21 protein-coding genes and 2 tRNA genes are annotated in these 26,183 nt (G+C 70.5%); 13 read left to right on the top strand and 10 right to left on the bottom strand.

Annotated elements, in window-relative coordinates:
• Nucleotides 1-83 precede the first annotated feature (83 nt).
• The 3 genes from ABFX81_RS36985 to ABFX81_RS36975 form a co-directional block, all read right to left on the bottom strand.
• Nucleotides 84-353, bottom strand: coding sequence for a hypothetical protein (locus ABFX81_RS36985; protein ID WP_086851276.1), 270 nt, complete (start codon nt 351-353; stop codon nt 84-86).
• 221 nt (nt 354-574) lie between these two features.
• Nucleotides 575-1,306: a maleate cis-trans isomerase family protein gene (locus ABFX81_RS36980; protein WP_086851277.1), complete on the bottom strand. Its 732-nt coding sequence runs from the start codon at nt 1,304-1,306 to the stop codon at nt 575-577.
• Nucleotides 1,303-2,118, bottom strand: a complete 816-nt coding sequence (locus ABFX81_RS36975) for a maleate cis-trans isomerase family protein (RefSeq protein ID WP_086851279.1) — start codon at nt 2,116-2,118, stop codon at nt 1,303-1,305. The genes ABFX81_RS36980 and ABFX81_RS36975 overlap by 4 nt, the downstream gene beginning before the upstream one ends.
• Nucleotides 2,119-2,316: 198 nt before the next feature.
• Here ABFX81_RS36975 and ABFX81_RS36970 point away from each other — a divergent pair, with 198 nt between their 5' ends.
• Complete coding sequence (locus ABFX81_RS36970) at nt 2,317-3,264, top strand: NAD(P)-dependent oxidoreductase (protein WP_086851281.1); 948 nt, start codon at nt 2,317-2,319, stop codon at nt 3,262-3,264.
• A gap of 17 nt (nt 3,265-3,281) precedes the next feature.
• On the top strand, nt 3,282-4,691 hold the full coding sequence (locus tag ABFX81_RS36965; protein WP_086851283.1) for an amidase: 1,410 nt from the start codon (nt 3,282-3,284) through the stop codon (nt 4,689-4,691).
• Here the strand turns inward: ABFX81_RS36965 and ABFX81_RS36960 are convergent.
• On the bottom strand, nt 4,672-5,166 hold the full coding sequence (locus tag ABFX81_RS36960; RefSeq protein WP_086851285.1) for a DUF3830 family protein: 495 nt from the start codon (nt 5,164-5,166) through the stop codon (nt 4,672-4,674). The genes ABFX81_RS36965 and ABFX81_RS36960 overlap by 20 nt on opposite strands.
• A 107-nt stretch (nt 5,167-5,273) precedes the next feature.
• Here ABFX81_RS36960 and ehuB point away from each other — a divergent pair, with 107 nt between their 5' ends.
• The 6 genes from ehuB to ABFX81_RS36930 all read left to right on the top strand — a co-directional run bounded on the left by ehuB (nt 5,274) and on the right by ABFX81_RS36930 (nt 9,460).
• A complete protein-coding gene (gene ehuB / locus ABFX81_RS36955) occupies nt 5,274-6,203 on the top strand; it encodes an ectoine/hydroxyectoine ABC transporter substrate-binding protein EhuB (RefSeq protein ID WP_428837251.1) in 930 nt (309 codons plus the stop codon).
• The gene (gene ehuC, locus ABFX81_RS36950; protein ID WP_086851287.1) at nt 6,200-6,901 is read left to right on the top strand and encodes an ectoine/hydroxyectoine ABC transporter permease subunit EhuC; all 702 of its coding nucleotides are present in this window, start codon (nt 6,200-6,202) and stop codon (nt 6,899-6,901) included. Before ehuB ends, ehuC begins: the two co-directional genes overlap by 4 nt.
• Nucleotides 6,898-7,548, top strand: coding sequence for an ectoine/hydroxyectoine ABC transporter permease subunit EhuD (gene ehuD, locus ABFX81_RS36945; protein WP_086851289.1), 651 nt, complete (start codon nt 6,898-6,900; stop codon nt 7,546-7,548). Before ehuC ends, ehuD begins: the two co-directional genes overlap by 4 nt.
• Complete coding sequence (ehuA, locus tag ABFX81_RS36940; RefSeq protein WP_086851291.1) at nt 7,538-8,323, top strand: ectoine/hydroxyectoine ABC transporter ATP-binding protein EhuA; 786 nt, start codon at nt 7,538-7,540, stop codon at nt 8,321-8,323. Before ehuD ends, ehuA begins: the two co-directional genes overlap by 11 nt.
• Nucleotides 8,324-8,522: 199 nt before the next feature.
• A complete protein-coding gene (locus ABFX81_RS36935; RefSeq protein ID WP_086851294.1) occupies nt 8,523-9,284 on the top strand; it encodes an IclR family transcriptional regulator domain-containing protein in 762 nt (253 codons plus the stop codon).
• A 102-nt stretch (nt 9,285-9,386) separates the two neighbouring features.
• Nucleotides 9,387-9,460 (top strand) — tRNA-Lys (locus tag ABFX81_RS36930).
• On the opposite strand, the gene ABFX81_RS36925 is transcribed toward ABFX81_RS36930, so the two are convergent.
• The 5 genes from ABFX81_RS36925 to ABFX81_RS36905 form a co-directional block, all read right to left on the bottom strand.
• A complete protein-coding gene (locus ABFX81_RS36925; protein ID WP_086851296.1) occupies nt 9,426-11,090 on the bottom strand; it encodes an AMP-binding protein in 1,665 nt (554 codons plus the stop codon). The genes ABFX81_RS36930 and ABFX81_RS36925 overlap by 35 nt on opposite strands.
• A 50-nt stretch (nt 11,091-11,140) precedes the next feature.
• Nucleotides 11,141-11,596 (bottom strand): DUF3592 domain-containing protein, encoded by a 456-nt coding sequence (locus ABFX81_RS36920; RefSeq protein WP_086851297.1) that lies wholly within the window; start codon nt 11,594-11,596, stop codon nt 11,141-11,143.
• 84 nt (nt 11,597-11,680) lie between these two features.
• Nucleotides 11,681-12,286 carry a lytic polysaccharide monooxygenase gene (locus ABFX81_RS36915; protein WP_086851299.1) on the bottom strand — a complete coding sequence of 202 codons (606 nt, stop codon included), beginning with the start codon at nt 12,284-12,286 and terminating at the stop codon, nt 11,681-11,683.
• Between the two features lie 101 nt (nt 12,287-12,387).
• Nucleotides 12,388-13,521, bottom strand: coding sequence for an SPFH domain-containing protein (locus tag ABFX81_RS36910; RefSeq protein WP_086851302.1), 1,134 nt, complete (start codon nt 13,519-13,521; stop codon nt 12,388-12,390).
• Nucleotides 13,522-13,601: 80 nt separating this feature from the next.
• Nucleotides 13,602-14,939, bottom strand: coding sequence for a peptidoglycan-binding protein (locus ABFX81_RS36905; protein ID WP_086851303.1), 1,338 nt, complete (start codon nt 14,937-14,939; stop codon nt 13,602-13,604).
• A gap of 199 nt (nt 14,940-15,138) precedes the next feature.
• Between ABFX81_RS36905 and ABFX81_RS36900 the strand changes: the two genes are divergently transcribed.
• From ABFX81_RS36900 to ABFX81_RS36880, 5 genes are all read left to right on the top strand, one after another.
• Nucleotides 15,139-15,212, top strand: a tRNA-Lys gene (locus tag ABFX81_RS36900).
• Nucleotides 15,213-15,486: 274 nt separating this feature from the next.
• On the top strand, nt 15,487-16,200 hold the full coding sequence (locus ABFX81_RS36895) for a FadR/GntR family transcriptional regulator (RefSeq protein ID WP_086851325.1): 714 nt from the start codon (nt 15,487-15,489) through the stop codon (nt 16,198-16,200).
• Between the two features lie 324 nt (nt 16,201-16,524).
• Nucleotides 16,525-18,528: a glycosyltransferase family 2 protein gene (locus ABFX81_RS36890; protein WP_086851305.1), complete on the top strand. Its 2,004-nt coding sequence runs from the start codon at nt 16,525-16,527 to the stop codon at nt 18,526-18,528.
• Nucleotides 18,525-20,465 (top strand): radical copper oxidase GlxA, encoded by a 1,941-nt coding sequence (gene glxA / locus ABFX81_RS36885; RefSeq protein ID WP_086851307.1) that lies wholly within the window; start codon nt 18,525-18,527, stop codon nt 20,463-20,465. Before ABFX81_RS36890 ends, glxA begins: the two co-directional genes overlap by 4 nt.
• 160 nt (nt 20,466-20,625) lie before the next feature.
• The gene (locus tag ABFX81_RS36880) at nt 20,626-24,831 is read left to right on the top strand and encodes an nSTAND1 domain-containing NTPase (RefSeq protein WP_086851308.1); all 4,206 of its coding nucleotides are present in this window, start codon (nt 20,626-20,628) and stop codon (nt 24,829-24,831) included.
• On the opposite strand, the gene ABFX81_RS36875 is transcribed toward ABFX81_RS36880, so the two are convergent.
• Nucleotides 24,828-25,862, bottom strand: coding sequence for a glycoside hydrolase family 6 protein (locus tag ABFX81_RS36875; protein WP_086851310.1), 1,035 nt, complete (start codon nt 25,860-25,862; stop codon nt 24,828-24,830). The two genes, ABFX81_RS36880 and ABFX81_RS36875, sit on opposite strands and share 4 nt — an antisense overlap.
• Nucleotides 25,863-26,183 lie beyond the last annotated feature (321 nt).

Here is a 26,183-nt window from a genome sequence, read left to right as displayed (position 1 = left end):
GTGCCTCCTGCTGTGGGCCGTGTGCTGTCGTTCCGGCTCTAACAGGGGACTGTCTCCGGTTATTCCCGGGAGGTGCCGCGGGGTCAGGCGGCCTGCTCCCAGTCGCCCTGCGCTCCGCCGTACGGGGGCCGCCGGGCGGCCTTCTCGCGGACGCGGAGCACGATCCACGCGAGGGCGGCTCCACAGGCGAGCCACCAGGGCAGGGACCACACGGCACCCCACCAGTCCGCCCGCGGATCGAGGACGGCGTCCACGGCGGCGGTGATCATCGCCGCCGCCAGGCTCCAGCACAGCAGGAGCCCGGACAGCCGGACAGCGCTTACAGGGGATCTGAACGGGCCCGTTTCGGCCATCGGGGAGTCCTTCACGGCACGACTGGCTGCGGACGTGGCCAGTGTGCACGGGGAGAACAACGGAAGGGGAACGCGCTTTCGGTCAACTCAAGAGCCCTGTGAGACGGCGGACTTGAGCATTCCTCACCTCCTGGCGGGCCGTTCACCCCCTATGCCCGGATCTGCCCCACCGAAGAGGTGGGACCGATTCCGGGCGTCGGTGGCGAGAACGGCACGCGCACTCACGCCTGGACGATCGGCTCCCTCGTGAACAGTGCCCCCAGTTCCGGCGCGTTCACACGGCGGTCCGCGAGGCGGAGGGCCTCCCAGACCGTGACCTGGTTGGCGGTGAGGACCGGCTTGCCGAGGTCCTTCTCCAGGGCCGGGATGTGGGCCGCCGTGTGCAGTGCCGTGTCGGGCAGGAGGAGGACATCGGCGTCGGGGTGGTCGGAGTGCCGGGCCATGGCCAGGAGTTCCGCCTCGCCCCACGTGCCGACCTCGGCGGCCGTGATGATGCCGGAGCTCTTCACCGAGACGACCTCGACGCCGTCCGCCCGCAGGAACTCGGCGAACAGCTGCGCCACGTCGTCCGGGTACGTCGCGCCGATCGCGACCCGGCGCGCCCCCAGCTCCCGTACCGCGTGCACGAACGCGAAGGACGTCGAGGAGGCCGGCATGCCGGCGGTCTGCGCCAGGGTGCGCACCTGCTCCTGCGCGCCGTCCCAGCCGTAGACGAAGCTGCCGCTGGTGCAGGCCCACACCACGGCGTCCGCGCCGGCGTGCCGCAGCTCCTGCACGCCCGCCGCGAGCCGGCCGGCGGAGCCCATCTCCAGCAGCGCGTCCACCCGGTGCGCGTCCTCACCGATGTCGGTGTGCACCAGGTCCACCCGGATGTCGCTGCCCAGCAACTGCTCGATGCGCGGATAGTCGTCCTCGGCCGAGTGGCCCGGGTAGAGAAATCCCAGTGCTGTCATGTCCAGCCTTCCTGCTGCTGCTCTTCTTCCGGCACGACGGGACCGGGGTCCACCCCCGGCGATCCGAGACCGGCACGCGCCTCCGGATTGATCAGCGCTTGATACGGTCCCACCGCACGGGTACCCAGTCGGCGCAGCGCCGCCCACATCGTCACTTGGTTGGCCGAGATCACCGGGATGCGCAGCTCGGCCTCCAGTTGGGGGATGACGTCGTAGGTGGGCAGGTTGGTACAGCTGATGAACAGGGCGTCGGCGTCGTCGCGTACGGCCTGCCGCGCCATGTCCACCACCTCCCGGTAGGGAACCTTCCAGATGTGGCGGGTCAGGCCCATGAAGGCACAGCCGGAGATCGTGACGCCCGCCTGGGCCACATAGGCCTCCAGCGACTGCGTCACCGACACCGTGTACGGCGTCACCAGCGCCACGCGCCGTACGTCCAGCTCCACCAGGGCTTCCAGCAGCCCGCCCGAGGTGGTGATCGCCGGGACGGCGCCCGCCCGGCTCATCGCCTCGCACATCGCGCGCTCGCCCATGACGCCGCCGACGAAGCTGCCCGACGTGCAGGCGTAGGCGATGACCTCGGGGGCGATCGCGTTGAGCGTGCCGACCGCCTCGCTCAGCGTCTGGTGTTCGCTGACCATGCGGGCGAGATCGAGGCTGACCTCGACGGGCACGAACGGTGTTCGTGTCATGTGCAGGGAGACCTCGTCCGGCACCCACCGCCACAGCTCGCGGTCGAGAGCGAAGTCGAAGGGGGCGACTACGCCGACCCCGCGCTGCGGGCTGGGCCCGCCGAGAAATGAGACGTCCATGGCAGGGCACCGGCCTCACACTGGGCAACGAGTCTGCAACGGATCGTGGGAACGCCCGTGTTGACGACGGTAGGTTCGGGTGCGAGCGTGGTCAATCCGCCCGGATCATTCCCTGGTCAACACCGTGTTAACTCGTCGTCACCGGCCGCCTCCCGAAGGCAGGCCGCCCCCGCCGCACGGCTGGAGAAACGGCTGCTCATGCCCACCCCCACCCTGCTCGTCCTGGACGCCGAGCCCCTTCCTCGCCTCGGGAGCCTCACCGGCCGCGCCCGTATCGAACACACCGACGCGGAGGGTCTCGCCGCACGCCTCCCGCGTGCGGACGTACTCCTGGTGTGGGATTTCACGTCGCGCGCCGTGCGGGACGCCTGGCCCGGCGAGGGTCCACGACCACGCTGGGTGCATACGGCGAGCGCCGGTGTGGACCATCTGATGTGCCCGGAACTCGCCGCCTCCGACACGGTGGTGACGAACGCGCGCGGCATCTTCGACCAGCCGATCGCCGAGTACGTCGCCGCGCTCGTGCTGGCGATGGCCAAGGACCTGCCGCGCACGCTAGAGCTGCAACGGGAGCGGACCTGGCGGCACCGCGAGTCGCACAAGGTCGCCGGAACCCGGGCCGTCGTCGTCGGCACCGGGCCGATCGGCCGGGCGATCGCCCGCACGCTGGGGGCGCTGGACATCACGACGGCGCTCGTGGGCCGCGCCGCGCGCACCGGCGTGCACGGCCCGGAGGATCTGGACCGGCTGCTGGCGCGCGCCGACTGGGTGATCGCGGCGGCACCGCTCACCGATCAGACGCACGGCATGTTCGACGCCCGCCGCTTCGGCGTGATGCAGCCGTCCGCCCGGTTCGTCAACGTCGGCCGCGGCCAGCTGGTCGTCGAGGACGCGCTCGCCGAGGCCCTGGCCAAGCGCTGGATCGCGGGCGCCGCCCTGGACGTCTTCGAGTCCGAGCCCCTGACCCCCGACAACCCGTTGTGGCAGGTCCCGGGCCTGATCGTGTCCCCGCACATGAGCGGCGACACCATCGGCTGGCGGGACGAGCTCGGCGCCCAGTTCGTTGAGCTGTACGAGTTGTGGGCCGCGGGAAAGCCGCTGGAGAACGTGGTCGACAAACAGCGCGGGTATGTACCCGGACACTGACGTTCCTTGGAGGGTGCATGACCGAGCTCACCGAGCTGACCGCCGTACGGCTCCTCGACGGCTACCGCAAGGGCGAGTGGAGCCCCGTGGAGGCGACCCGCGCGGCGCTGGAGCGGGCCGAGGCGATCCAGCCGGAGGTGAACGCCTTCGTCCGGCTGACCGCCGAGGACGCGCTGGCCCGGGCCCGGGAGTCGGAGGAGCGCTGGCGGCGCGGTGAGCCACGGGGGCTGCTGGACGGGGTGCCGGTCACGGTCAAGGACATCCTGCTGCTGCGCGGCGCGCCGACCCTGCGCGGTTCGAAGGCCGTGGATCCGGCGGGGCGCTGGGACGAGGACGCCCCGTCCGTGGCCCGGCTGCGGGAGCACGGGGCGGTCTTCATCGGCAAGACGACGACCCCCGAGTACGGCTGGAAGGGCGTGACGGACTCGCCGCTGAGCGGGGTGACGCGCAACCCGTACGACCCGTCGCGCACGGCCGGCGGGTCGAGCGGCGGCAGCGCGGCGGCCGTGGCGCTCGGCGCGGGACCGCTGTCACTGGGCACGGACGGCGGCGGCAGTGTCCGCATCCCGGCGTCGTTCTGCGGGATCTTCGCACTGAAGGCGACGTACGGGCGGGTGCCGCTCTACCCGGCGAGCGCGTTCGGCACGCTGGCGCACGTCGGGCCGATGACCCGGGACGCGGCGGACGCGGCGCTGATGATGGACGTCATCGGCCATCCGGACTCGCGTGACTGGTCGGCGCTCGCCCCACCGCCAGGTGCGTACACGGACGGCCTGACGGGCGGGGTGCACGGCCTGCGCGTGGCGTACTCGCCGTCGCTGGGCGGGCAGGTGGCGGTGCGTCCGGAGGTCGCGTCGGCGGTGCGGCACGCCGTGGAGCGGCTGGCGGAGCTCGGCGCCTACGTCACGGAGACCGACCCGGACCTCACCGAACCGGTGGAGGCCTTCCACACCCTGTGGTTCAGCGGGGCGGCCCGGGTGACCGAGCATCTGGGACCGAAGCAGCGGGAACTGCTGGACCCGGGCCTGCGCGAGATCTGCACACAGGGCGCCCGCTACTCGGCGCTGGACTATCTGGCCGCGGTGGACGTCCGGATGGACCTGGGGCGCCGGATGGGCCACTTCCACGACACGTACGACCTGCTCGTCACGCCGACCCTGCCGATCACGGCGTTCGAGGCGGGCGTCGAGGTACCGAAAGGATCCGGCCACCGGCGCTGGACGGGCTGGACGCCGTTCACGTACCCGTTCAACATGACGCAGCAGCCCGCGGCGAGCGTGCCGGTCGGCGCCGACGGGGACGGCCTGCCGATCGGTCTCCAGCTCGTGGCCGCCCGGCACCGGGACGATCTGGTGCTGCGGGCGGCCCACGCGCTGTACGAGTCCGGCGTGGCGTCCGCCGGCCGGCTCAGGCCCGCCGGAAGCTGAGCGTCTCCCCCGCCGCGCCCGACCTCCACAGGTCGTTGCACGCCTCGGCCATGGTGTCCAGGCCCTCGACGATCTGGCCCCAGACGATGCCGGGGACCCAGCCCACGTCGCCGTTCAGCAGCAGGTTGTTGCGCTCGTAGAACAGGGCCAGGTCGACGAGCGTGGTCCCGGCGCGGACCTCGCGGTCGTAGCCGTAGGCCTTGGTCCCCAACTCCGCGCCCGCGAAGGCGAAATAGCACAGGTCGCCCGGAATGGGAGTGACTGTCGGGTTTTCCAGGGGAGGTTCGGTTTCGGCGAATGGCGGGAAAAGGGCGTAGATCTCATTGCGTGCGTACTTCGCGTGGTAGACGTCACCGGCCAGCGGAAGGGCGTCCCAGACGGCCGCGCAGGTGATCGGCGCGCGGTCGTCCAGGAGCCTGGCCCGGCAGGTCACGTCGCGCTTGACCAGCGAGACTTCGATATATCGATCAGCCATGCCTCCATGGGAGTGCCCGCCGCCCCCGCGGTCAAGGGCGCACGGGGAGACGTGCGGGGCTTGAAAAGATCGGCATAACCCGGGTGCGGTCGGGTAGCCGCGCGCCCATGGCTCCACCACAGAGAAGCCCACTGAGAAGTCCGGAACCCATATCCCAGGCCGTATCCAGCCCCACACGCCGGTCGCTGCTCGCGGGGGTCGCGGCGCTCGGCGCGCTGGGCGCCGCCGGATGCAGTCGTGTGGCCACGGCGTCGAGTACCGAGGGGGGTGACCTGCTCGACCGGCTCCGGGCCGCGGGCGTCGTCCGCCTCGGCATCGCCGGTGAGATCCCGTTCGGATTCATCGACACGAACGGCGAGCTGACCGGTGAGGCACCGGAACTGGCCAAGGTGATCTTCAAGCGTCTCGGCGTCGACCGGGTGCAGCCCGTGCCGACCGAGTTCGGCTCGCTCATCCCGGGCCTGAACTCCCAGCAGTTCGACGTCGTCGCCGCCGGGATGTACGTCAACCCCGAGCGCTGCGAGCAGGTCATCTTCTCCGACCCCGACTACCAGATGCTCGACTCGTTCATCGTCCGCAAGGGCAACCCGAAGGGGCTGCGCAGCTACAAGGACGTCGTCGGGAAGAAGGCGAAGTTCGCCACCGGGACCGGATACGCCGAGATCCAGTACGCCGTCGAGGCGGGGTACAAGGAGAGCGACATCCTCATCGTCCCGGACCAGGTGGCGGGGCTGAACGCCGTCGAGGCGGGCCGCGTGGACGTGTTCGCGGGTACGGCGCTCACCGTACGCGAGGTGGTGAAGAAGTCCGCCAAGGCGGAGGCCACCGAGCCCTTCAAGCCGATCGTGGGCGGCAAGCCGCACGTCGACGGGGGCGCCTTCGCGTTCCGGCCGACCGAGACCAAGCTGCGCGACGCCTTCAACGTCGAGCTGCGCAAGCTCAAGAAGAGCGGCGAACTCTTCCGCATCCTCAAGCCGTTCGGTTTCACCGAGGCCGAGATGACGGATCTGACCGCGAAGGAGCTCTGCGGCGGATGACCTCGGGACTCTGGGAACTCGTACTGAAGGGCGTCTGGGTCACGATCCAGCTGCTCGTGTGCAGCGCGCTGCTGGCGGCTGCGGTGTCCTTCGTGGTCGGCGTCGCGCGCACCCACCGGCTGTGGATCGTCCGCTTCCTGGCGGGCTTCTACACCGAGGTGTTCCGCGGGACCTCGGCCCTGGTGATGATCTTCTGGGTGTTCTTCGTGCTGCCCCCGGCCTTCGGCTGGCAGCTGGTGCCGCTGTGGGCGGGCACGCTGGCGCTCGGCCTGACCTACGGGGCGTACGGCTCCGAGATCGTGCGCGGCGCGCTGACCGCGGTCGACCCGGCGCAGCGGGAGGGCGGGATCGCGCTCAGCTTCACGCCCTGGCAGCGGATGCGGCTGATCCTGCTGCCGCAGGCGGTGCCGGAGATGATCCCGCCGTTCTCCAACCTGCTCATCGAGCTGCTCAAGGGCACCGCCCTGGTGTCGGTCATGGGCATGGGCGACCTGGCGTTCAGCGGCAACCTGGTGCGTCTGGCGCTCCAGGAGAGCGCGGAGATCTACACGTACATCCTGCTCATCTACTTCGTGATCGCCTTCCTGCTCACCCGGGTCATGCGCGGGCTGGAGAAGAGGCTCAAGGCGGGTGTCGGGAAGAAGCCCGACAGCAAGACCCGGGCGCCTGAGCCGGTCGTGGTGGAGGCGGTCCGATGAACTGGGACTGGAGCGCGGTCTCCGACTTCATGCCGGACTTCTGGAAGGGTCTGCTGGTCACCCTTCAGATCCTGGTGATCGGTTCGCTGGTCTCGTTCGTGCTGGGCCTGGTGTGGGCGCTGCTGATGCGGTTGCCGACGCGCTGGGTGACCTGGCCGGTCGGCGTCGTCACGGAGTTCGTCCGCAACACCCCGCTGCTGGTGCAGCTGTTCTTCCTCTACTACGTGCTGCCCGAGTGGGGCCTGACCTTCTCGGCGCTCGCCACGGGCGTCTTCGCGATCGGGCTGCACTACTCGACGTACACGATGCAGGTCTACCGCGCCGGTATCGAGGCCGTGCCGGTCGGCCAGTGGGAGGCGGCGACGGCGCTGAACCTGCCGCTGCGCCGGACCTGGTCCGCGGTGATCCTGCCGCAGGCGGTGCGCCGGGTCGTCCCCGCGCTCGGCAACTACGTCATCGCGATGCTCAAGGACACGCCCATGCTGATGGCGATCTCCGTGCTGGAGATGCTCGGCCACGCGCGCCTGTTCTCGCAGGAGCACTTCCAGTTCACCGAGCCGCTGACGGTGATCGGCGTGGCCTTCATCGTCATTTCCTATCTGGCCTCCCTTCTCCTGCGAGCCCTGGAGCGACGCCTTGCCCACTGACACTCTCCCCAACCCCGAGAAGAACCCCGCCAGGAGCACCGGCGAGCTGATCAGGCTGGAGCAGGTCACCAAGCGGTTCGGGAGCAACACCGTCCTGGACCACCTGGACTTCTCCGTCGACGCCGGCAAGCACGTCACCCTGATCGGACCGTCCGGATCGGGCAAGACCACGATCCTGCGGCTGCTGATGACCCTGCTCAAGCCCGACGAGGGCACGATCACGGTCGACGGGCAGAAGCTGTTCCCGGCCTCCGACAAGGAGGTCCGGGAGGTCCGCAAGAAGATCGGGATGGTCTTCCAGCAGTTCAACCTGTTCCCGAACATGTCGGTGCTGCGGAACATCACCGAGGCACCGGTCACCGTCCTCGGCATGTCGAAGGACGAGGCCGTGGAGCGGGCCAAGGGCCTGCTGGAGATGGTGGGCCTGTCCGACAAGTGCGACGCGCACCCGGCGCAGCTGTCCGGCGGGCAGCAGCAGCGGGTGGCGATCGCCCGGGCGCTGGCGATGCGGCCGCAGGTGCTGCTCCTGGACGAGGTGACCTCCGCGCTCGACCCGGAGCTGGTCGCGGGCGTCCTGGACGTGCTGCGGGACATCGCCCGTTCCACGGACATCACGATGCTCTGCGTGACCCACGAGATGAACTTCGCCCGGGACATCTCCGACCAGGTACTGATGTTCGACTCCGGCCGGGTCATCGAGTCGGGCCCGCCGGAGAAGATCTTCAGCGAGCCGGAGAACGACCGCACGCGAGAGTTCCTCAGCGCAGTGCTCTGACTACACCGTGTGACCAGGCAGAACACCGGGCCCGGTGACTGGGGCATGCTTCTGGCATATGCCAGCGGGTCAATGCCCCAGTCCGGGGGCCCGGGAATCTTGTCAACCCCCGCTCTCCGCGGACCCTTTGCCGGTTATCGTGGAGGGGATTCGCTGTCCGGATTCACGGCCCAAACAGCAAGCGCAGGGGGAGACCACCGTGGCGCTGAAGCACGAGCCGCCGACCACCCCGTACCACTCGGCCCAGGAAGCCCTGCGCGTCCTGGAGACAGTGGCGCGGAGTTCCACCGGAGTCACCGACGCCGATCTCGCCCGGCACACCGGCATCGGACCGGAGCGGCTGACCGCGCTGCTGCGCATGCTGCGCCGTGAGGGCTACGTCGAGCAGATCGCCGACGGCGCGTACGTCACGGGCGAGACGCTGGCCCGCCTCGGCTCCGCCCAGCACCGCGAGCAGGCCCTGCGCGACAAGCTCCAGCACGCCCTCGACCGGCTGCGCGACTCGGTCGGCGCCGCCGTCTACATGAGCCGGTACGTCGACGGCGAGATCAGTGTCACCCAGTACGCCGACAGCCCGGCCACGCCCAAGGTCAACGAGTGGGTCGACTTCCGCTCCTCCGCCCACGCCACCGCGATCGGCAAGAGCCTGCTCACCCAGCTCGACCACGCCGGCCGCCGCGACCACCTCGCCCGGCACAAGATGGCCCGCCTCACCTCGCGCACCATCACCAGCGACCGGCTGCTGCTCTCCCGGCTGGAGTCCCAGCCACCCACGGTGCCCGTCCTGGACCTCCAGGAGTACGCGGTCGGCACGGTCTGCGCGGCCGTCCCCGTCACGGCCGGCTCCTCGGTCGGCTGCCTGGCCCTGTCCCTCCCGGTCGAGCAGGCCCACCGGCTGCGCCAGGCCGCGGACGCCCTCAACCGCAACGCGGCACCGGTCCTGCTGTCCATGGCGATCTAGCTCCTGCTCCGGGTGGTCCGAAGCACCCCGAAGGACCGGGTATTATTTTCCCCGTCGCCGCCGCGAGAACGCGCCATGCGGAACGCGGTCGGCGGGAGTCATGCGCCGCTAGCTCAGTTGGTTAGAGCAGCTGACTCTTAATCAGCGGGTCCGGGGTTCGAGTCCCTGGCGGCGCACCGGTGAAGGGCCTCTCGTGGGAGCGGGAGGCCCTTCGGCGTTTTCGAGATCCTCCCTGGTCAGCAGGCGGTACGCGCGCTCCCCGGGAGGTCGCCACCACACCGGGTCCGCGCACCTGAGGCCCTCCTTCCGTAACGCCGCCCGACGGATCTTGTTCGTGGCCGTCACCGGCATCCGCCCCACCACCCGCACGAACCGGGGCGCCATCTTCGTCCCCAGGTCGGGCTGGGCGAGCAGGAACCTCGCGAACGCCTCCGGATCGAAGGTCCCGGCGATCGTCGCCATCACCTGGTCCCCGGTCACCGGGTCCGGCACCGCGTACACCGCGACGGCGACGGCCCCCTCGTACCGGGCGAGGATGTTCTCCATCATCGCGGCCGCCAGGTTCTCCCCGTCGACGCGGAGGCGGTCGTCGGTGCGGCCGGCGAAGTAGAGGTGGCCGTCGGCGTCCCGGTAGAAGAGGTCGCCCGTCCAGTACCAGCCGTCCTTGCGCCGCTCCGCCTCCGCCGCCGGATTGCGCCAGTAACCCTCGAAGGGGCTTGGCCCCTGGTTGACCAGTTCGCCGATCGCCTCGTCCCCGTTGAGCAGCCGCCCCGCCGCGTCGAAGCGGGCCGGCGGGCACTCCTTGCGGCTCTCCGGGTCGAGGACGACGAGCCCGGGTGCGGCCCGGCCGACCGCGCCCGGCGGCGTCCCCGGCGACCACTGCACGGCCGCCCCGCCCTCGGACGAGCCGTATCCCTCCACCAGCCGCACCCCGAACCGCCGCTCGAAGGCCGCCGCGTCCACCGCGCCCGCCTCCGTGCCGAAGCCGAGGCGGAGGGGGTTGTCGCGGTCGTCGGGGCGGGGCTCGGTGGCCAGGACGTACTGGATCGCCCGGCCGACGTAGGTGAAGTACGTCGCCCCGTGGCGGCGTACGTCCGGCAGGAAACGGGACGCCGAGAAGCGCCGGCGCAGCGCGACGCCCGCCCCGGTGACGAGTGCGGGCGCCCAGCCGGCGATCACCGCGTTGCCGTGGAACATCGGCATGCAGAGGTAGTGCACGTCCTGGGGGCCCAGGGCGAACTGGCCGGCCAGGGAGCGCCCGGCGGCTGCCAGGCGGCCCTGGGAGCAGAGTGCGGCCTTGGGCGCGCCGGTCGAGCCGGAGGTGAAGTAGAGGAGGAAGCGGTCGTGCGGGGTGGCGCGGGAGGCGTCCGGGCGTGCGTCCTCGTAGGGGATCAGGAGGTCGGCGTACTCCTCCGTGTCCGTCACCAGCAGGCGCACCCCGGGCAGGTCCAGGCCCTTGAGCAGCGGCAGGTGGCGCCGCTCGGTGACCAGGATCCGGCACTCGGTGTGCAGGATGTCGCGGGCGAGTTCGGCGCCCCTGCGGGTGGGGTTCACGCCCGCGACCGCCGCCCCGGCCAGGGCCGCCGCGCCCAGCCACAGGGGGAACTCGGGGGTGTTGTCGAGGAGCACCCCGATGTGGGGCTCGGTGTCCGGCGGCAGCAGATCGGCGAGCAGGGCCGCCCGGGCCGCGGCTCCGGCCGCCACCTCGTGATGGGTCAGGACCCGTTCCTCGCACCACAGTCCTGGCCGGTGGTCGTCCCACCGGTCCCGTAAGAGCTCCGCGACCGTACGCCCTGTGGACTCCATGGGCCGCAAGGTAGCTGATGCTCTGTCAGATGTGGAGGGCTGTCATGGCGTCACACCACGGTGAACATGAGATGGGCGATGACCATGAACACCAGGCAGAAGACGATGACCACGCCCAGGAACACCGCCGCGCAGCCCGTGCCTGCCGCGAGCCTCCCCCGCGCCGGCGCGTGGGCCGTGGCGCGCTCGGGGCGGTCGGGCAGGTAGTGCACGGTGACCATGTCACCCTCCACGGTCGTCGCCGGGCCGTTCGCCTCGTCGAAGCGGATCACGCGAGCGTCGAACGTGGCGAACTCGTAGACGTGGTGCAAGGTGGTCCGCACACCGGTGTCACCGCCACCACTGGTCGTCGTGTACGCCCGCAGGCACCGCGCCTGGGACGTGTACCCGCTGCTCCAGGCCCTGCTCACATCCTGCGCGCGGCGGGCGATCCCAGTCAGGGCGAAGACCGCCAAGGCGATCATGAGTGCCGGTACGACGTAGAAGAATGCCTGGAATGCCGCCATGCTGCCCCCCGATTCCCGCACGGTCGTGATCGGCCGGCATGGGGAACCTACCCACGCCGGCCGTACCGCCGCCTCAGGAGAACCTCAGAACGTCACGTCCGAGCACGCGTAGAACGCATTGCCCGTGTCGGCGATCGTCCACACCGCCAGGATGACGTGGTGGCCGCTCAGCCCGGACGGCAGCCTGCCGCTGTGGGAGAGCGTGGACGGGGGCCGCTGGCCGTTGTACGGCACCGTGAAGAACGGCGTGAGGTTGAGGTCGGACCTGGCCAGGTTGTGGTTCCGGTTCCAGCCCGGCTTGGTGATGTAGTACTTGAAGTCGGTCGTGGCGTGCATGGCCGTGAACTGCCAGCGGAACGTGTAGGTCTGGCCACCCGTCACCCTGGTGGTGGGCCAGGCCCCGCCGGACGGCGTCCGGGGCGCGCTGAGCTGGCTGAACTGGCCGAGGCCGGCGTTGCATATCTGTCCGTCGGCCGGGCCGGAGGCCGGGAAGCCCTTCGGGCCCTCGACGCTCTGCGGTTCCCATTGGATCGGCCCGCAGTTGGTCACGGTGCCGTTCTGGCAGAGCTTCTGCCGGCTGACGGGGAGGTCGGTGTAGCCGTGGCCGCTGGCGCCGCCGGAGGAGAGTACGAGAGCTCCGGTCGTGGCCAGTCCCACCGCGGCTGCGGACAACTTGGTCCTTGTGCGCATGCTGCCGCTCCTGGAGAACGTGGGGGATGTTCAGTGAGCTGTGCAGGTAGGTCTAGACCAAGTCTGAGAGTAGGGACGTCAGTTGAACATGTCCATACCAATCACGGAGCTGTTTCTCCCCGGCCCGCGCAGAACGCCACCGTCAGGTCCTTCACCAGCGCCTTCCGCTCGTAGTCGTCGAGTTCGACCAGCCCCCGCATGGTCAGCCGGGTCACCGTGTCCTCCACCGAGTCCACGACCGAGGTGAGCACGCTCGCCCGGTTCCGGGCGTCCAGCGCGGCGATGCGGCGGCGGTGCATCGCGGCGGCGACCTCGGGGGCGTACTCCACCCGGACCGGCTGCACCGAGAACACCTCCAGGCCGACCGGTGCCGCGTCCGCCGCCACCAGCCGGGTCAGCGCCTCGGCCGCCGCGTCCGCGGAGCCCTTGGTCCCGCCGGGCATCTCCACCGGCACGCGGGCCAGGGCCGCCTCGACGCACTCGCGCAGATACGTCTCGTGGTCCTCGACCCCCAGCGTGGCCCGCGCGGTGTCCCGCACCCGCCACACCACCAGGACGACCACCCGCAGGGAGACCCCGTTCGCGTCGACGGCGGGGACCGGCTCGCTGCGCCAGTGCCGCAGCCGTACGTCCACCCGGCGGCGCAGCAGCAGCGGGTTGACCCACAGCAGACCCGAGCGCCGGACGGTCCCCCGGTAGCGGCCGAACAGATCCAGCACCCAGGCCCGGCCGGTCCGGCCCCGGGCCAGCCCGCCGAACCCGAACAGCCCGAGCGCCCCGGCCCCCGCGTACGCCGCCCACTGCGCGGGACCGAGCCCGGCCCCGGCGTGCGCGGGCAGCCGCAGCGCCTCCAGCACGAGCGGCGGCAGCAGCCCGGCCCACCACGAGGTGACCGCGCACCCGGCCGCCCCGCAGGCCCCGGCCAGTACACCCGCCGCCCCGGGCAGCACCCGCGCGGACCGCTCCACCAGGTCGGGGTCGGCCTGCGGCAGCGGGCGCGGCGCCAGGGTCGCCGGGCGTCCGAGGCGCGGCTGCTCCCCCGTGCCCCGTCTGCGGGCGACGACCGCCGGCTTCAGCGGTACCGGCGCCGGGTCGGGGTCGTCGCGGAACAGCAGGTGGACGGGGATCTCGGTGGTGGACTCGTTCTGGATGAGCCGGGCGGGCCTGACCGGTCCGTCGGCCAGACCGCCGGCCGGCCCGTCGGGCTCGGACGTGTGGGAAGTGGTCGTACTCATGGGTGCCTCCAGCCTCCGCGCCAGATGCGTCACAACGGGTGATCCCCGGTGCCGGGGTCGGGGCCCTCCGGGGAGGGCTTCTACGAGAAGAGCCGCCGCCAGGTCTCGGGTCCCGGGTAGCCGTCCGCCGCGCCGCCCCGCCAGCCCTGGGCACGCTGGAAGGCCTCGACGGCGCGCCGGTCCGCCTCGCCCCAGCGCGGCCCCGGCCCGACCCTGTAGAACCTGCCGAACCCCTTCCGCACCAGCTGCCTCCCCAGATGGGTGATGTACGTGTTGCTGGCGCCTGGCCGGAACATCGCCCGGCCCGGGTAACCGGGAACCCCGTGGGAGGAGGGCGGCGGCCCGACCGTCCCGGCCTTCACGTCCTCGCCCTTCCCCGTGGCCAGCAGCTCCCAGGTGCGCGGGCCGGGCAGGCCGTCCGCGTCGGCGCCCGTCCAGCCCTGGGCCAGCTGGAAGGCCCGGGTCGCCCGCCGGTCCGCGTCCGTCCAGCGCGGTCCCGGGCCCGAGGCGTAGGAGCCACCGGCCCCGCGCGCGACGAGCATGCGGCCGAGCAGCGTGACGTACTTGTTGTTCGCGCCGGGGCCGAAATACGCCGCCCCCGGGTAGGGCGCGGCGGCGGGTGCGCCCGGTTTCCCGTCGGCCGGTTCCTTGCCCGGCACGGTCCCCTGTTCCGTCCCCGGCTGCTCCGGCGTGACGCCCTTGTACCGGTAGGGGACGTACCGGTCGGAGTCGCTCCAGTAGGCGTACGGGGTGGACTGCCGGCGGGTGTGCGGGCGGGTCTGCTCATAGGCGATGTAGTAGGTGTGCGTGGAGTCGGTCCAGCCGCCGAAAATGACGACGTGCGATCCGCTCTCGGGGTCGGCCGCATTGTGGAACAGCAGAATGTCGCCCGGCTGGAGTTCCGCCTTGGAAATCCGCTCACCGAATTGGGCGAGACTGCCCGTCCATTCGTTCCCGGGCAGCTTCCAGGCCATGGAGACGTAGCCCGAGCAGTCCTGCCGGTAGCCGTCGGACCAGTAGTCGTTCATGTTGTACGGCACCTTCGCGGCGACCCACGTCCTGGCCCGGCTGATGATCTCCGTACGGGTGATGGCGGTGAGCTTGAGGGTGGCCGAGGGCTTGGCGGGGCGGCCGCCGGGGCCGTGCAGCGGGGCCTTGCGGCCCTGGGGGGTGTCTGGCTCATCACCTGCGGAAACTCCGGGTCGGTGGGGTGCGTGCGGGGCGGCCGCGGCCGGCACGGCGTGGCCCGCGCCGAGCGCCGCCGAGGCCACGGCGGCCAGGGCGAGGGCACGGTGTGCGGCCGGGTGGGCGGTGGTGCGGCCGACCCAGGAAGGCGGCAGGACGCGGCGCCAGTGGACGCATCCGGGGCAGTCGCAGTCGCTCGCGGGGTCGAATTCCTCGAATACCGGAGACTCCATGCGATTCCCCTCACACTTCCGGCGGAAAAGGCCGCGCCTGTACCCGTCCGGGCGCGCGCCGTCAGTTTCTCAACTGTCTTCCGCACGCGCATGCTGACGGTCCGAATGATGTACGCGGCGCCCTTGGCGGGGGCCGGCCGGGCCCGGGCGGGTGGTCAGGAGCACCTCCGGACGTCCTGTAGAGTTACGCCGTCAGCGCGCGCCGCTAGCTCAGTTGGTTAGAGCAGCTGACTCTTAATCAGCGGGTCCGGGGTTCGAGTCCCTGGCGGCGCACGATGCCGGTGGCGGCTTGGGTTCGCAGAAAGCGCGAACCCAAGCCGCCACCGTCTTTTCTGCGCGGCTTCGCCGCGCGCCGTGGGGGCTCCGCCACCCACACCCCCTTCTCCCGGGGTCACAGCAAGCGGGCACAGAAGCCCGGCTCGGCGCAGTCGCACCGACCGAAAGGCCCCTCGCGGAAGCGGGGGGCCTTTCGTATGCCTGCGCACAGCCCTGGTGCGGTCTGGCCGGAACCCGGCCCCTCGCGCGAATGGCCGGATACCCTCTCGCCATGGCAGCGCGTGACCTCCAAGAGCGGATCAAGAAGCTCATCATCGACCGCCGGCTGGCCTCCGGGGCCCCGCTGCCGACCGAGCCCGAGCTGATGGAGTACCTCGGCGCGAGCCGGAACTCGGTGCGGGAGGCGCTGAAGGCGCTCCAGGCGATGGGCATCGTGGAGATCCGGCACGGCTTCGGCACCTACGTCGGCCCGATGTCCCTGGCCCCGATGATCGAGGGACTCGCCTTCCGCACGGTCGCCGGGCACTACCGGGGCGAGGACTCCCTGCTCCAGCTGCTGGAGCTGCGGGAGGCGGTGGAGACCGGGCTGGTCTCCCGGCTCGCGGGGCGGATACCGGAAGCGGACCTCATTGAACTGGACGGGCTCGTCGACCGTATGGAAGAGCAGGCCGCGCGCGGAGCCGGTCTCGCCGAGACCGACCGTTCCTTCCACGCCACCCTCTACCGGGGGCTGGACAACGTGCTGCTGAGCGAGGTCCTGGAGGCGTTCTGGGACGCCTTCCACCGGGTCCGCACGGACCTGGGGGGTGTGCCGCAGGACCCGAAGGTGACCTGCCGGCAGCACCGGGAGATCCTCGACGCGGTCCGGTCCGGCGACTCGATGCGGGCGGAGGATGCCATAAGAGAGCACTTCGGGAACATCCGCGCCCGCCTGTCCACAACGGCTCCACAGGGCCCCCACACCCGCCACAATGAACGCGTATGACCGGTAAACACCGCGTTTCGCATCTTGCGATCATGATGAACACCGTAGAACCCTGGTTTTCTGGTTTTTCAAGATGCTGCTCATACGCGGCAGTTGGGGGGCAAAAGAACCGGTTGCGGGCCGGGCGGGGGTAGGGGCCCCGTTCCTGAAGCGATGCCGTGGGGGGCATCATGCAACCGGAAGGTCGCGTTGCCGTGTCTATAAGGTGTGGATGACGTGGTGGCAGCGACCCACCACTGATACGTCTGTGAAGGTCGAGGGGGACCTGCGGCAGGCGGTAGGAAGCTACGAAACACGCGGTGTCCGCGTGTGGGGGGATGACTCATGACGTCGAGGCCGACGGGCGCCCGGCAGCAGGACCACGACCCGTCCCAGACCACCCAGCTCAGGGTGCCGACGCATCGGATGAGCACCACGGGGACGTTCCGGCGGATCAAGAAGACGCTGCCGAGATACGACTACGAGCACTACAGCCGGCTCGCGGGTCCCCTCACCCAGCCCGATCCGACCAAGCCCTACAAGGTGCAGTACCGGTCGCTGATCTCGCAGGAACCGCACCGCATAAGAGTCGCGCTGATGCTGGCCGCGGCCCCGGTGCTGTCCGTGGTGCTGCTGGTGTGGCTGCTCCAGCCCGAGCACTGGACCGAGCGCGACTACCCGGCCTTCGACTGGCTGCCCGCGCTCGACGTGGTGATGCTGGTCGCGATCGGCCTGATCGAGTTCTTCCGCTGCATGAACGTGGTGTCGAACGCGCACGCCACGCTGGTCGCCCGCGACCCGATCCCGGTGGTGCCCGAGACCGGCACCAGAGTGGCCTTCCTCACCTCCTTCGTGCCCGGCAAGGAGCCGCTGGAGATGGTGACGAAGACGCTGGAGGCCGCGGTGAAGATCCGCCACCGGGGCCTCATGCACGTCTGGCTGCTCGACGAGGGCGACGACCCCGAGGTCAAGGCGGTCTGCGAGCGCCTCGGCGTGCACCACTTCTCCCGCAAGGGCGTCGCGAAGTGGAACCAGGCCAAGGGCCCGCACCGCGCCAAGACCAAGCACGGCAACTACAACGCCTGGCTGGAGGCGCACGGCGACGACTACGACTTCTTCGCCTCGGTCGACACCGACCACGTGCCGCTGCCCAACTACCTGGAGCGGATGCTCGGCTTCTTCCGCGACCCGGACGTCGGCTTCGTCATCGGCCCGCAGGTGTACGGCAACTACGACAATCCGATCACCAAGGCCGCCGAGTCGCAGCAGTTCCTCTTCCACGCGCTGATCCAGCGCGCGGGCAACCGCTACGGCTCCCCCATGTTCGTCGGCACCTCCAACGCCGTGCGCATCAAGGCGCTGAAGCAGATCGGCGGTCTGTACGACTCGATCACCGAGGACATGGCGACCGGCTTCGAGATGCACCGCCACAAGAACCCGGCGACGGGCAGGAAGTGGCGCTCGGTCTACACCCCGGACGTCCTCGCGGTCGGTGAGGGCCCCAGCGCCTGGACGGACTTCTTCACCCAGCAGATGCGCTGGTCGCGAGGGACGTACGAGACGATCCTCAAGCAGTACTGGAAGGGCTGGTACTCGCTGCCGCCGAGCAAGCTCTTCAACTACACGATGATGATCATCTTCTACCCGATGTCGGCCCTGAACTGGATCCTGGCGGCGCTGAGCTGCTGCCTGTTCCTGGGCCTGGGCGCCTCGGGGGTGAACATCGACCCGGCGGTCTGGCTGATGCTCTACGGCAACGCCTCCGCGCTCCAGATCGGCCTGTACGTCTGGAACCGCCGGCACAACGTCTCGCCGCACGAGCCGGAGGGCTCCGGCGGTGTGGCCGGCATGGTGATGTCCGCGCTGTCGGCGCCGCTGTACGCGAAGGCGCTGATCGACTCCGTGCTGCGGCGCAAGAGCAAGTTCGTGGTCACGCCCAAGGGCGACTCGGCGAGCCCGGACCGCTGGTTCGGCACGTTCCGCTACCACTGGTACTTCGTCGCGATCTTCGGTGGGTCGATCGCGGCCGGCTTCGTCTTCGGCCACTCGCACCCCGCGATGATCATCTGGGCGACGTTCGCGCTGCTGATCACCGCCTCGCCGGTCTTCGCCTGGCGCTGGCAGCTGCGGCAGGACGCGAAGAAGCCCGCCGCACCCGCCGTGGAGCAGCCGCAGGACCCTGCGGGGCCGAACCGGACGCAGCCGCTGCCCATCCCGCAGCAGCCCGCGGCCCACGCCCCGCAGCACAAGCCCAGTTGGGCCGCCACCCCTGGCGGAAACGGGGAGGTCGGGGGGACCGACCAGACCATGCAGATCGCCCTTGGTGGACTTGGGGGACGTAAAGAATGAACGACCGTGCAGGCCGCCGCCGGGCCCGTCGACTCGCGATCGGCACGGCGGTGGTACTCGCGCTGGCCGGGATGAACGGTCCGTGGCTCTACCGCTTCGGGACCGAGAAATACCACCAGTACAAAATCAACAAGCCGGAGTACAAGGCCGCGAACGGCAAGTGGGAGATCATCGAGTTTCCCGAGGAGTACCGGCAGAACACGATCCACGCGGCGCTGCTGCGCACCGGCAAGGTGCTGCTCGTCGCGGGGTCGGGCAACAACCAGGACAACTTCGACGCGAAGAAGTTCGACACCCGGATCTGGGACCCGGTCAAGGGCACCATCAAGAAGGTCCCCACGCCCAGCGACCTGTTCTGCACCGGCCACACGCAGCTCGCCAACGGCAACCTGCTGATCGCGGGCGGCACCAAGCGGTACGAGAAGCTCAAGGGTGACGTCACCAAGGCCGGCGGCCTGATGATCGTCCACAACGAGAACCCGGACAAGCCGATCACGCTGCCCGCTGGCACCAAGTTCACGGGCAAGGAGAACGGCAAGACCTTCGTCTCGAAGGACCCGGTGCTGGTGCCGCGCGCGAAGAAGGTCTTCGACAAGGCGACCGGCAGGTTCCTGCGCAACGACCCCGGTCTCGGCCGGATCTACGTCGAGGCACAGAAGCGGGGCAAGAAGTTCGAGACCGGCACGCAGGACAACTACCGCGTGCACGGCCTGAAGGGCGCCGACGCCAAGAACACCTACGGCATCGCGCAGAAGCTCGCCCTGGACAAGAAGGACTTCCAGGGCATCCGGGACGCCTTCGAGTTCGACCCGGTCGCCGAGAAGTACATCAAGGTCGACCCGATGAAGGAGGCCCGCTGGTACCCGACGCTCACCACCCTGAGCGACGGCAAGATCCTCAGCGTCTCCGGCCTCGACGACATCGGCCAGCTGGTCCCGGGCAAGAACGAGGTCTTCGACCCGAAGACCAAGAAGTGGACCTACACGGACACGGTCCGGCAGTTCCCGACCTACCCGGCGCTGTTCCTCATGCAGAACGGCAAGGTCTTCTACTCGGGCTCCAACGCGGGCTACGGGCCGGACAACGTGGGCCGCGAGCCGGGCGTGTGGGACGTGGACACCAACAAGTTCACGAAGATACCCGGCCTGAGCGACTCCAAGCTGATGGAGACGTCCGGCACGGTGCTGCTGCCGCCGGCGCAGGACGAGAAGTACATGGTGATCGGCGGCGGCGGCGTCGGCGAGTCCCAGCAGTCCAGCGAGAAGACGAGGATCGTCGACCTGAAGGACGACGACCCGCGCTTTGTGGACGGCCCGTCCCTGGACAAGGGCACCCGCTACCCGAACGCCTCGATCCTGCCCGACGACAGCGTGATGATCTCCGGCGGTTCCGAGGACTACCGGGGCCGCAGCGACTCCAACATCTTCGAGGCGCGCATCTACGACACGGAGAAGAACGACCTCAGGCGGGTCGCCGACCCGCTGGTGGGCCGCAACTACCACTCCGGGTCGATCCTGCTGCCCGACGGCCGCGTGATGTTCTTCGGCTCGGACTCGCTCTACGGCGACAAGGCCAACACCAAGCCGGGCAAGTTCGAGCAGCGCATCGAGATCTACACGCCGCCGTACCTCTACGGCAGCGGGGACCAGCCCTCGCTGTCCGGCGGGCCGCAGACCATCGAGCGCGGCGGGACGGGGACGTTCACCTCGTCGGACGCGGCGAAGGTCGAGAAGGTCCGGCTGATCCGCCCGAGCGCCGCCACGCACGTCACGGACGTCGACCAGCGCTCGATCGCGCTGGACTTCAAGGCGTCCGGCGACAAGCTGACGGTGACCATGCCGAAGAACCGGAACCTGGTCCAGGCGGGCTGGTACATGCTCTTCGTGACGGACGACCGGGGCACGCCGAGCAAGGCGCAGTGGGTCAAGGTGCCGTAGTCGTAGTGCTCGGCTGATCGGGGCGCTCTCCGGTGCGGAGGGCGCCCCTTCGCGTGCCCGGGCCTGACGAGAAACACGCTTGACCTGCACACGGCATCTGGTGTGCCCTCGGTACGACATCGGTAACGCGTGTGGTCAACGGTGGCGGGGGAAACGGGAGATGACCGAGTCGACCACGTCGGACCCGGTGGCCGAGGAGGTCCTGGCCGCTGCGACCGTCCAGGTCATGGGCGCGGACGGGCACATCGGCGGCCTGGGCGTGCTCATCGCGCCCACACTGGTGCTGACCTGCGCCCATGTCGTACTGGAGGCCTCGGGGCGGCCGGCCCGCCAGGACGAGCGCCCCGACGGCCCCGTCGGCGTCCGCCTGGTCCTCCGGGAGGGCGGGCCGGTGGACGCCGTCGTCCGCGACTGGGTGCCGGTACGCGCGAACGGCACCGGAGACGTGGCCGTACTGTCCCTGTCCCGCCCACTCCCGGAGGCCCGGCCCGTCCTGATGGTGGCGTCCCGGGACGTCTGGGACCACAAAGCCATCGTTTTCGGACTGCCGAGGGACGACACCGGCGGCGGCTGGCACACGGCCCGGCTGCGCGCCCGGACCGGCACCGGCCGGCTTCAGATGTCGCCGCTCGACGGGCAGTCGGACCCGGTCCAGCCCGGCTTCAGCGGCTCGGCCGTATGGGACGAGGACCTCGGTGCCGTGGTCGGCATCGTCGTCTCGATCTCCCCGGCGCACCGGGGGCAGGCCTTCTGCATCCCGACCCGCACGGTCCTCGACGAACTGCCGGATCTCGCCGAACTCCTCGCGCCCTCTTCCCCCTTCCCGGGCCTGCGCCCGTACACCGAGAAGGACAACGCGCACTTCTTCGGCCGGGACGAGGACGTCACCGCGGTCGTCGACCTGCTCTGCCCGCACGGGTCGCCGCCCGAGGGCTGCGTGACCCTGACCGGTCCGTCCGGCTCCGGCAAGTCCTCCCTCCTCATGGCGGGCGTCCTTCCCCGCCTGAAGGAGCAGGACGTGGAGGTCGTCACCCTGCGCGCGGAGGGCCGCCGACCGGACGCCGCGGCGATCCGGGAGACACTGCGGACCCACCGCTCGGCTCGCGGACTCGTGCTGGCAGTCGACCAGGCGGAGGCGCTGCTGCTGCGCCCGGAGGAGGAGCTGCGCGCCCTGGTGGACGCACTCCTCGACGCCTGCCGGCACCCCGGAGTCGCGGTCCTGGTCGCGCTGCGGACCGACTTCCAGGACGCGGCCCTGCGCCACCCGGAGCTGAGCCGGCTGGTCGGCGGGGCACCCGCGCAGCAACTGGGCCTGATGACCCGCGAGCAGCTCACCGAGGTGGTCCGGCTGCCGCTGCGGGCCTTCCCCGGCGTGGAGTACGACAGCGGACTGGCCGACCGGCTCATCGAGGACGCGGCGGGCCGGCCGGGTGCGCTGCCCCTGCTCGGGTTCGTCCTGACCACCCTGTGGGAACGGCAGGTCGGCGGCCGGCTCCGCCTCGACACCTACCGCGAGCTGGGCGGCCTCGGCGGGGTGCTGAGCAGCAGGGCGGACTCGGCGTGGCAGCGGGCGCTGCGGGGCGCGACGCCGGATTCGGCGACCGGGCTGCTCCGCGCGCTGATCCAGGTCCCGCCCGGCAGCGGCACGGCCCTGCGCGCCCGGCTCGCCCGCCGCGACGCGGGCGAGGAGCAGTGGGCCATCGCCCGCGCACTCGCCGAGGCCCGGGTCCTGGTCCTGGGCGCGGATCCCGAGCGGGGCGAGACGGTCGAGCTGGCCCACGAGGCCCTCATCGAACACTGGCAGCCGCTGGCCGAGCAGCTGGAGAACGACCGTACGTTCCTCACCTGGCGCGGCGAACTCCGCTACGACCGCGCCCGCTGGTGGCGGGCAGGACGGCCCGACGGACTGCTGCTGGAGGACCCGGCGCTGTCGGTGGCGGAGCGGTGGCTCGCCGAGCGGCGCGGCGAACTCACGGAGGACGACCGGGAGTTCATCGAGGCGGGTGCCGGGCTGAGGGACCGTAAGGCACACGAGGCCGCGAGGTCCGAGCGCAGGAAGCGGTATCTGCGCGTGCTGTGGGCGGTGGTCACGGTTCTGGCCGTGGTGGCGGCGGCGGTGGTGTCCGTGCTGTATCTGAACCTGCTGACGGAGCAGCGGCGGTTGGCTTCGGATCGGTTGGCGCAGCAGGCTGCGAGTATCGACGGCACGTCTCTGACCATTTCCTCGCTGTACGCGGTGGGGGCGTTTCGGGCGGAGGCCCGGCCTGACGCGCGCTCGGCGCTGCTCGCCCAGTACCTGCGGTCGCAGGACGTGGAGCGGGTGGTGATGGAGGGGCGCCATGACGTGCGGGATGTCGCGCTCACGGAGGACGGCGCGTACGCGTATGCCCTGTTGAGCAGCGGACAGTTCGTGAAGCTGGATCTGCGGGGCAAGGCCCGGCCCGAGCCCGTCCTGCACAACAGGGCGACGGACAACGCGCGTACGGCCGTCTCACCCGATGGGCGGATCGCGGCCCGGGCGAGCGACTGGGGCGTGATCTCCCTCCGTGTACCGGACCCCTCCGGCGGCACGCGGACCGTCGTCCTGCGCCAGAACGACGACCTGGAGAACAACCTGCGCGGCGTCCATGACCTGCGCTTCGACGGGGACGGCCGGCGGATCCTCGCCGCGATCCCCCGCGAGGGCGTGCTCGTGTGGACCACGGGCGACGGCCGCCGCACCGGCCGCACGCTCGTCCCGCCGAAGGGCTGGGACGCGGCGCAGGCCTGGTTCGGCGCGGACGGCACGGTGGTGGCGCGGATCGTGCCCGAGGACGCCGACGCGGACGACACACGGGGACGGTTGGTCTCCTGGGCCCTCGAGGACGGCTCCCTGCACCGTCCCTGGGGCGAGCAGGCCACGGCCTCCGCGACGGTCAGCGGCAACGGCAGCGTCCTGGTCACCTGCACGACCAAGGGTGTGCTCGAAGCGTGGCGGCTGGGTTCCTCACCTCAGCGCTTCCGGGACTGGAACAACAGCGGCTTCAACGGGCTGTGCCCGCTCAACACGCCTCGGCTGGACGCCTCGGGCCGCTACCTGGTCAACCCCACCGGGCGTATCGGGACCGACCTCGGGCGGATGCGGTTCCTCGTCGTCGACCTGGAAAAGGGCTGGCCGGCCACGTTCGACACCCCGGCCGCCGCTCCGGAGGACCAGAACATCACCGGCCGGGCGAACTCCCCGGCGGTCGCGCTCGCCGGTCCTCCCGGTGACCTGCGCGCGGCCGTCGCCGTGGGCGGCAGCATCGTCACCGTACGGGTCCGGCCGCCCACGTCGTTCGCCACCAACGCGCTGCTCAACCGCATCCGCACACCGGACGGACCGAGCGGCAGGATGGCGGTCGTCGACTCCAAGGGCACAGGACTCCAATTGTGGAACCTGGCCGACCACCGGCTCCTCGCGACCGCCCGGCCGTCCCGGCCGCTGGCCCGTATGTACGCGGCCTTCAGCCCGGACGGGCGACGGATGCTGACCATCGCCGAGGACCAGCGGACGGTCCTCGTCTGGCGGATCGACAGTGGTTCCCTCAGGGAGGAGCACGTCCTCGAGCTGCCCGCGCCTCCCGGCATCACGGCTTCCGGAGCGGACCCCCGAACGGGGCTCGTCCCGTCCTGGATCAACATGAGCTTCTCCGACGACGACCACGCCGTGATCTCCGGGCTGTCGTACGTCTCCCGCTGGAATCTCGACACCGGCAAGCCCGACGGCGAGGTCTACCGGCCTTCCGTCCAGGAGCGTGCGCAGCTCGCCAACGAGGCGGCCGGCACCTTCGCCACCGCCGTACCCGGCACACCGCAGGCGCTGGTGCGGACCGTGGGCGAAATCGGCAGCTGGGACTTCACCACCGGCGAGTTCACGAAGTGGATCAAGAAGGAGGAAGAGGACCGGTCGGTCCGGTCACTGGTCCTCTCCCCCGACGGGAAGCTGCTCGCCGTGCAGTACGCCGGCGGCCGGGTACGCCTGTGGGACGTACAGAAGAAGGCCTGGAAGCCGGACCTCACCTCCAACGGCGTCCACTACCTCGGCCGCTTCCTCGGCGACCGCCTCCTCCACACCACCACCGCCGCCGGTGAACAAGTCGTCTGGGACATCGAGGACCGCCAGGACACCTACCGCTACTACGTGGGCTACGGCTCGGTCCTCTCACCGAGCACCGACGGCAAGTCGCTCACGATCGTCGACGGCTCACGCACCTCCGTGGTCCCCCTCGATCCCGAGCGCTGGGCCGACCGGCTGTGCGCCCTCGCGCAACGGGAGCTGACCGAGGAGGAGAGGAAACGGGCGGTCGACCCCGACCGGGTCGACGACGTCTGCCCGGACTTCTAGGACCTGGCCTTCGCCAGCTTCAGCGCGTAGTCCGACCACCACTGACCCGCCTTGGGCCCGCCCTTGCACTCGCCGTCCGACTCCCCCGGCCGCTTGACCCACAGGTACGCGTCGACCAACGGGTCCGCCGTCTTCGTCGTCGGCGTCTCGCCCAGGGCGCGGCCCGGCGGGTTGCACCAGCGTTCGTCGGGGTTGCCCTGGGTGTAGGGGCCCTTGCCGTTGCGGCTGGTGTCGATGACGAAGTGCTTGCCTCCGACCTTGGCGGAGAGCTGCTTGCCGTAGGCGATGGAGTCTTCGGTGGAGTAGAAGTTGGAGACGTTGACGGAGAAGCCGTCGGCCTGTTCGATGCCGGCCCACTTCAGCGGCTCGAAGATCTGGTCGGGGTTCTGCCAGCCGGCGTTGCCCGCGTCCAGGTACACCTGCGTGTTCTTCAGGGACTTCAGCTTGGTGACGGCACCCTTGAGGAGGTCGTAGCGCTCCTCGTGGAACTGCTCCGGGGTGCAGCCGTCCACTAGGTGCAGCAGCGCGTCCGGTTCGAGGATGACGGTGGCGGAGCGGTCGTCGATGCCCGCCGCCACGCCGTCGAGCCACTTGCGGTAGGCGTTGCCGTCGGCGGCGCCGCCCTGCGAGTACTGGCCGCAGTCGCGGTGCGGGATGTTGTAGAGGACGAGCAGTGCCGTACGGCCTGCCTTGTCGGCGGCCTCGGTGAAGCCCTGGGTCTGCTCCCGCGGGTTGTCCGGGCCGATCCACTCGGCGACCGGCTGTTCGGCGATCTTGCGGATCTGCTCGGCGTCCTGCTTCTTGCCGGCTTTCTCCAGGGCGACGACCTGCTGTGCCGCCGTGCCGTCCGGATTGACCCAGAACGGGGCGGTCTCCTTGGGCTGCTGTGTGATCCCGGCACTCCCGTCGGCGCCCGCGTCCGATCCGTCCCCCCCGTCGGACGAACATCCTGTGACCAGCAGCGCCGCCCCCAGCACCACTGCGGACATCCGCCTCGCGGCAGACGCCCTTACCCCCCTGCTGCCGTACATCCACTCCCCCTTGGGTGCACCGTTCCAAGTCTCAATCCTGGCATACGTCCCGCGATCCCCACGAGGCGGAAGCCACCTGCACGGATCACGCAGAGCCACCGTATCGGGACTTGGCGTCATACAACCTCTAGGCCCGGGTGGCCCTTTGGTTCTAGAGTCTTCTCAGCAGGGCCCGGCCTCCGGCCAGAGTTTCACCCACCGTGGCTCCCGCGACCTCCCGCGCAGCTCGCCGGGTTACTCCCGCAGCCCGTGCGCGCGGTCGAGGACCAGCCCGGTCGGCGGCTTCAGGGGGAGCGGGTCGTCGACCGGGTTGGGGGCGCG

It is taken from the genome of Streptomyces coeruleofuscus (assembly GCF_039532725.1).
GTDB classification, from domain to species: Bacteria; Actinomycetota; Actinomycetes; order Streptomycetales; family Streptomycetaceae; genus Streptomyces; species Streptomyces coeruleofuscus.
The sequence above is the reverse complement of the archived record's forward strand: the minus strand, read 5'-3'. Positions and strand labels throughout refer to the sequence as shown.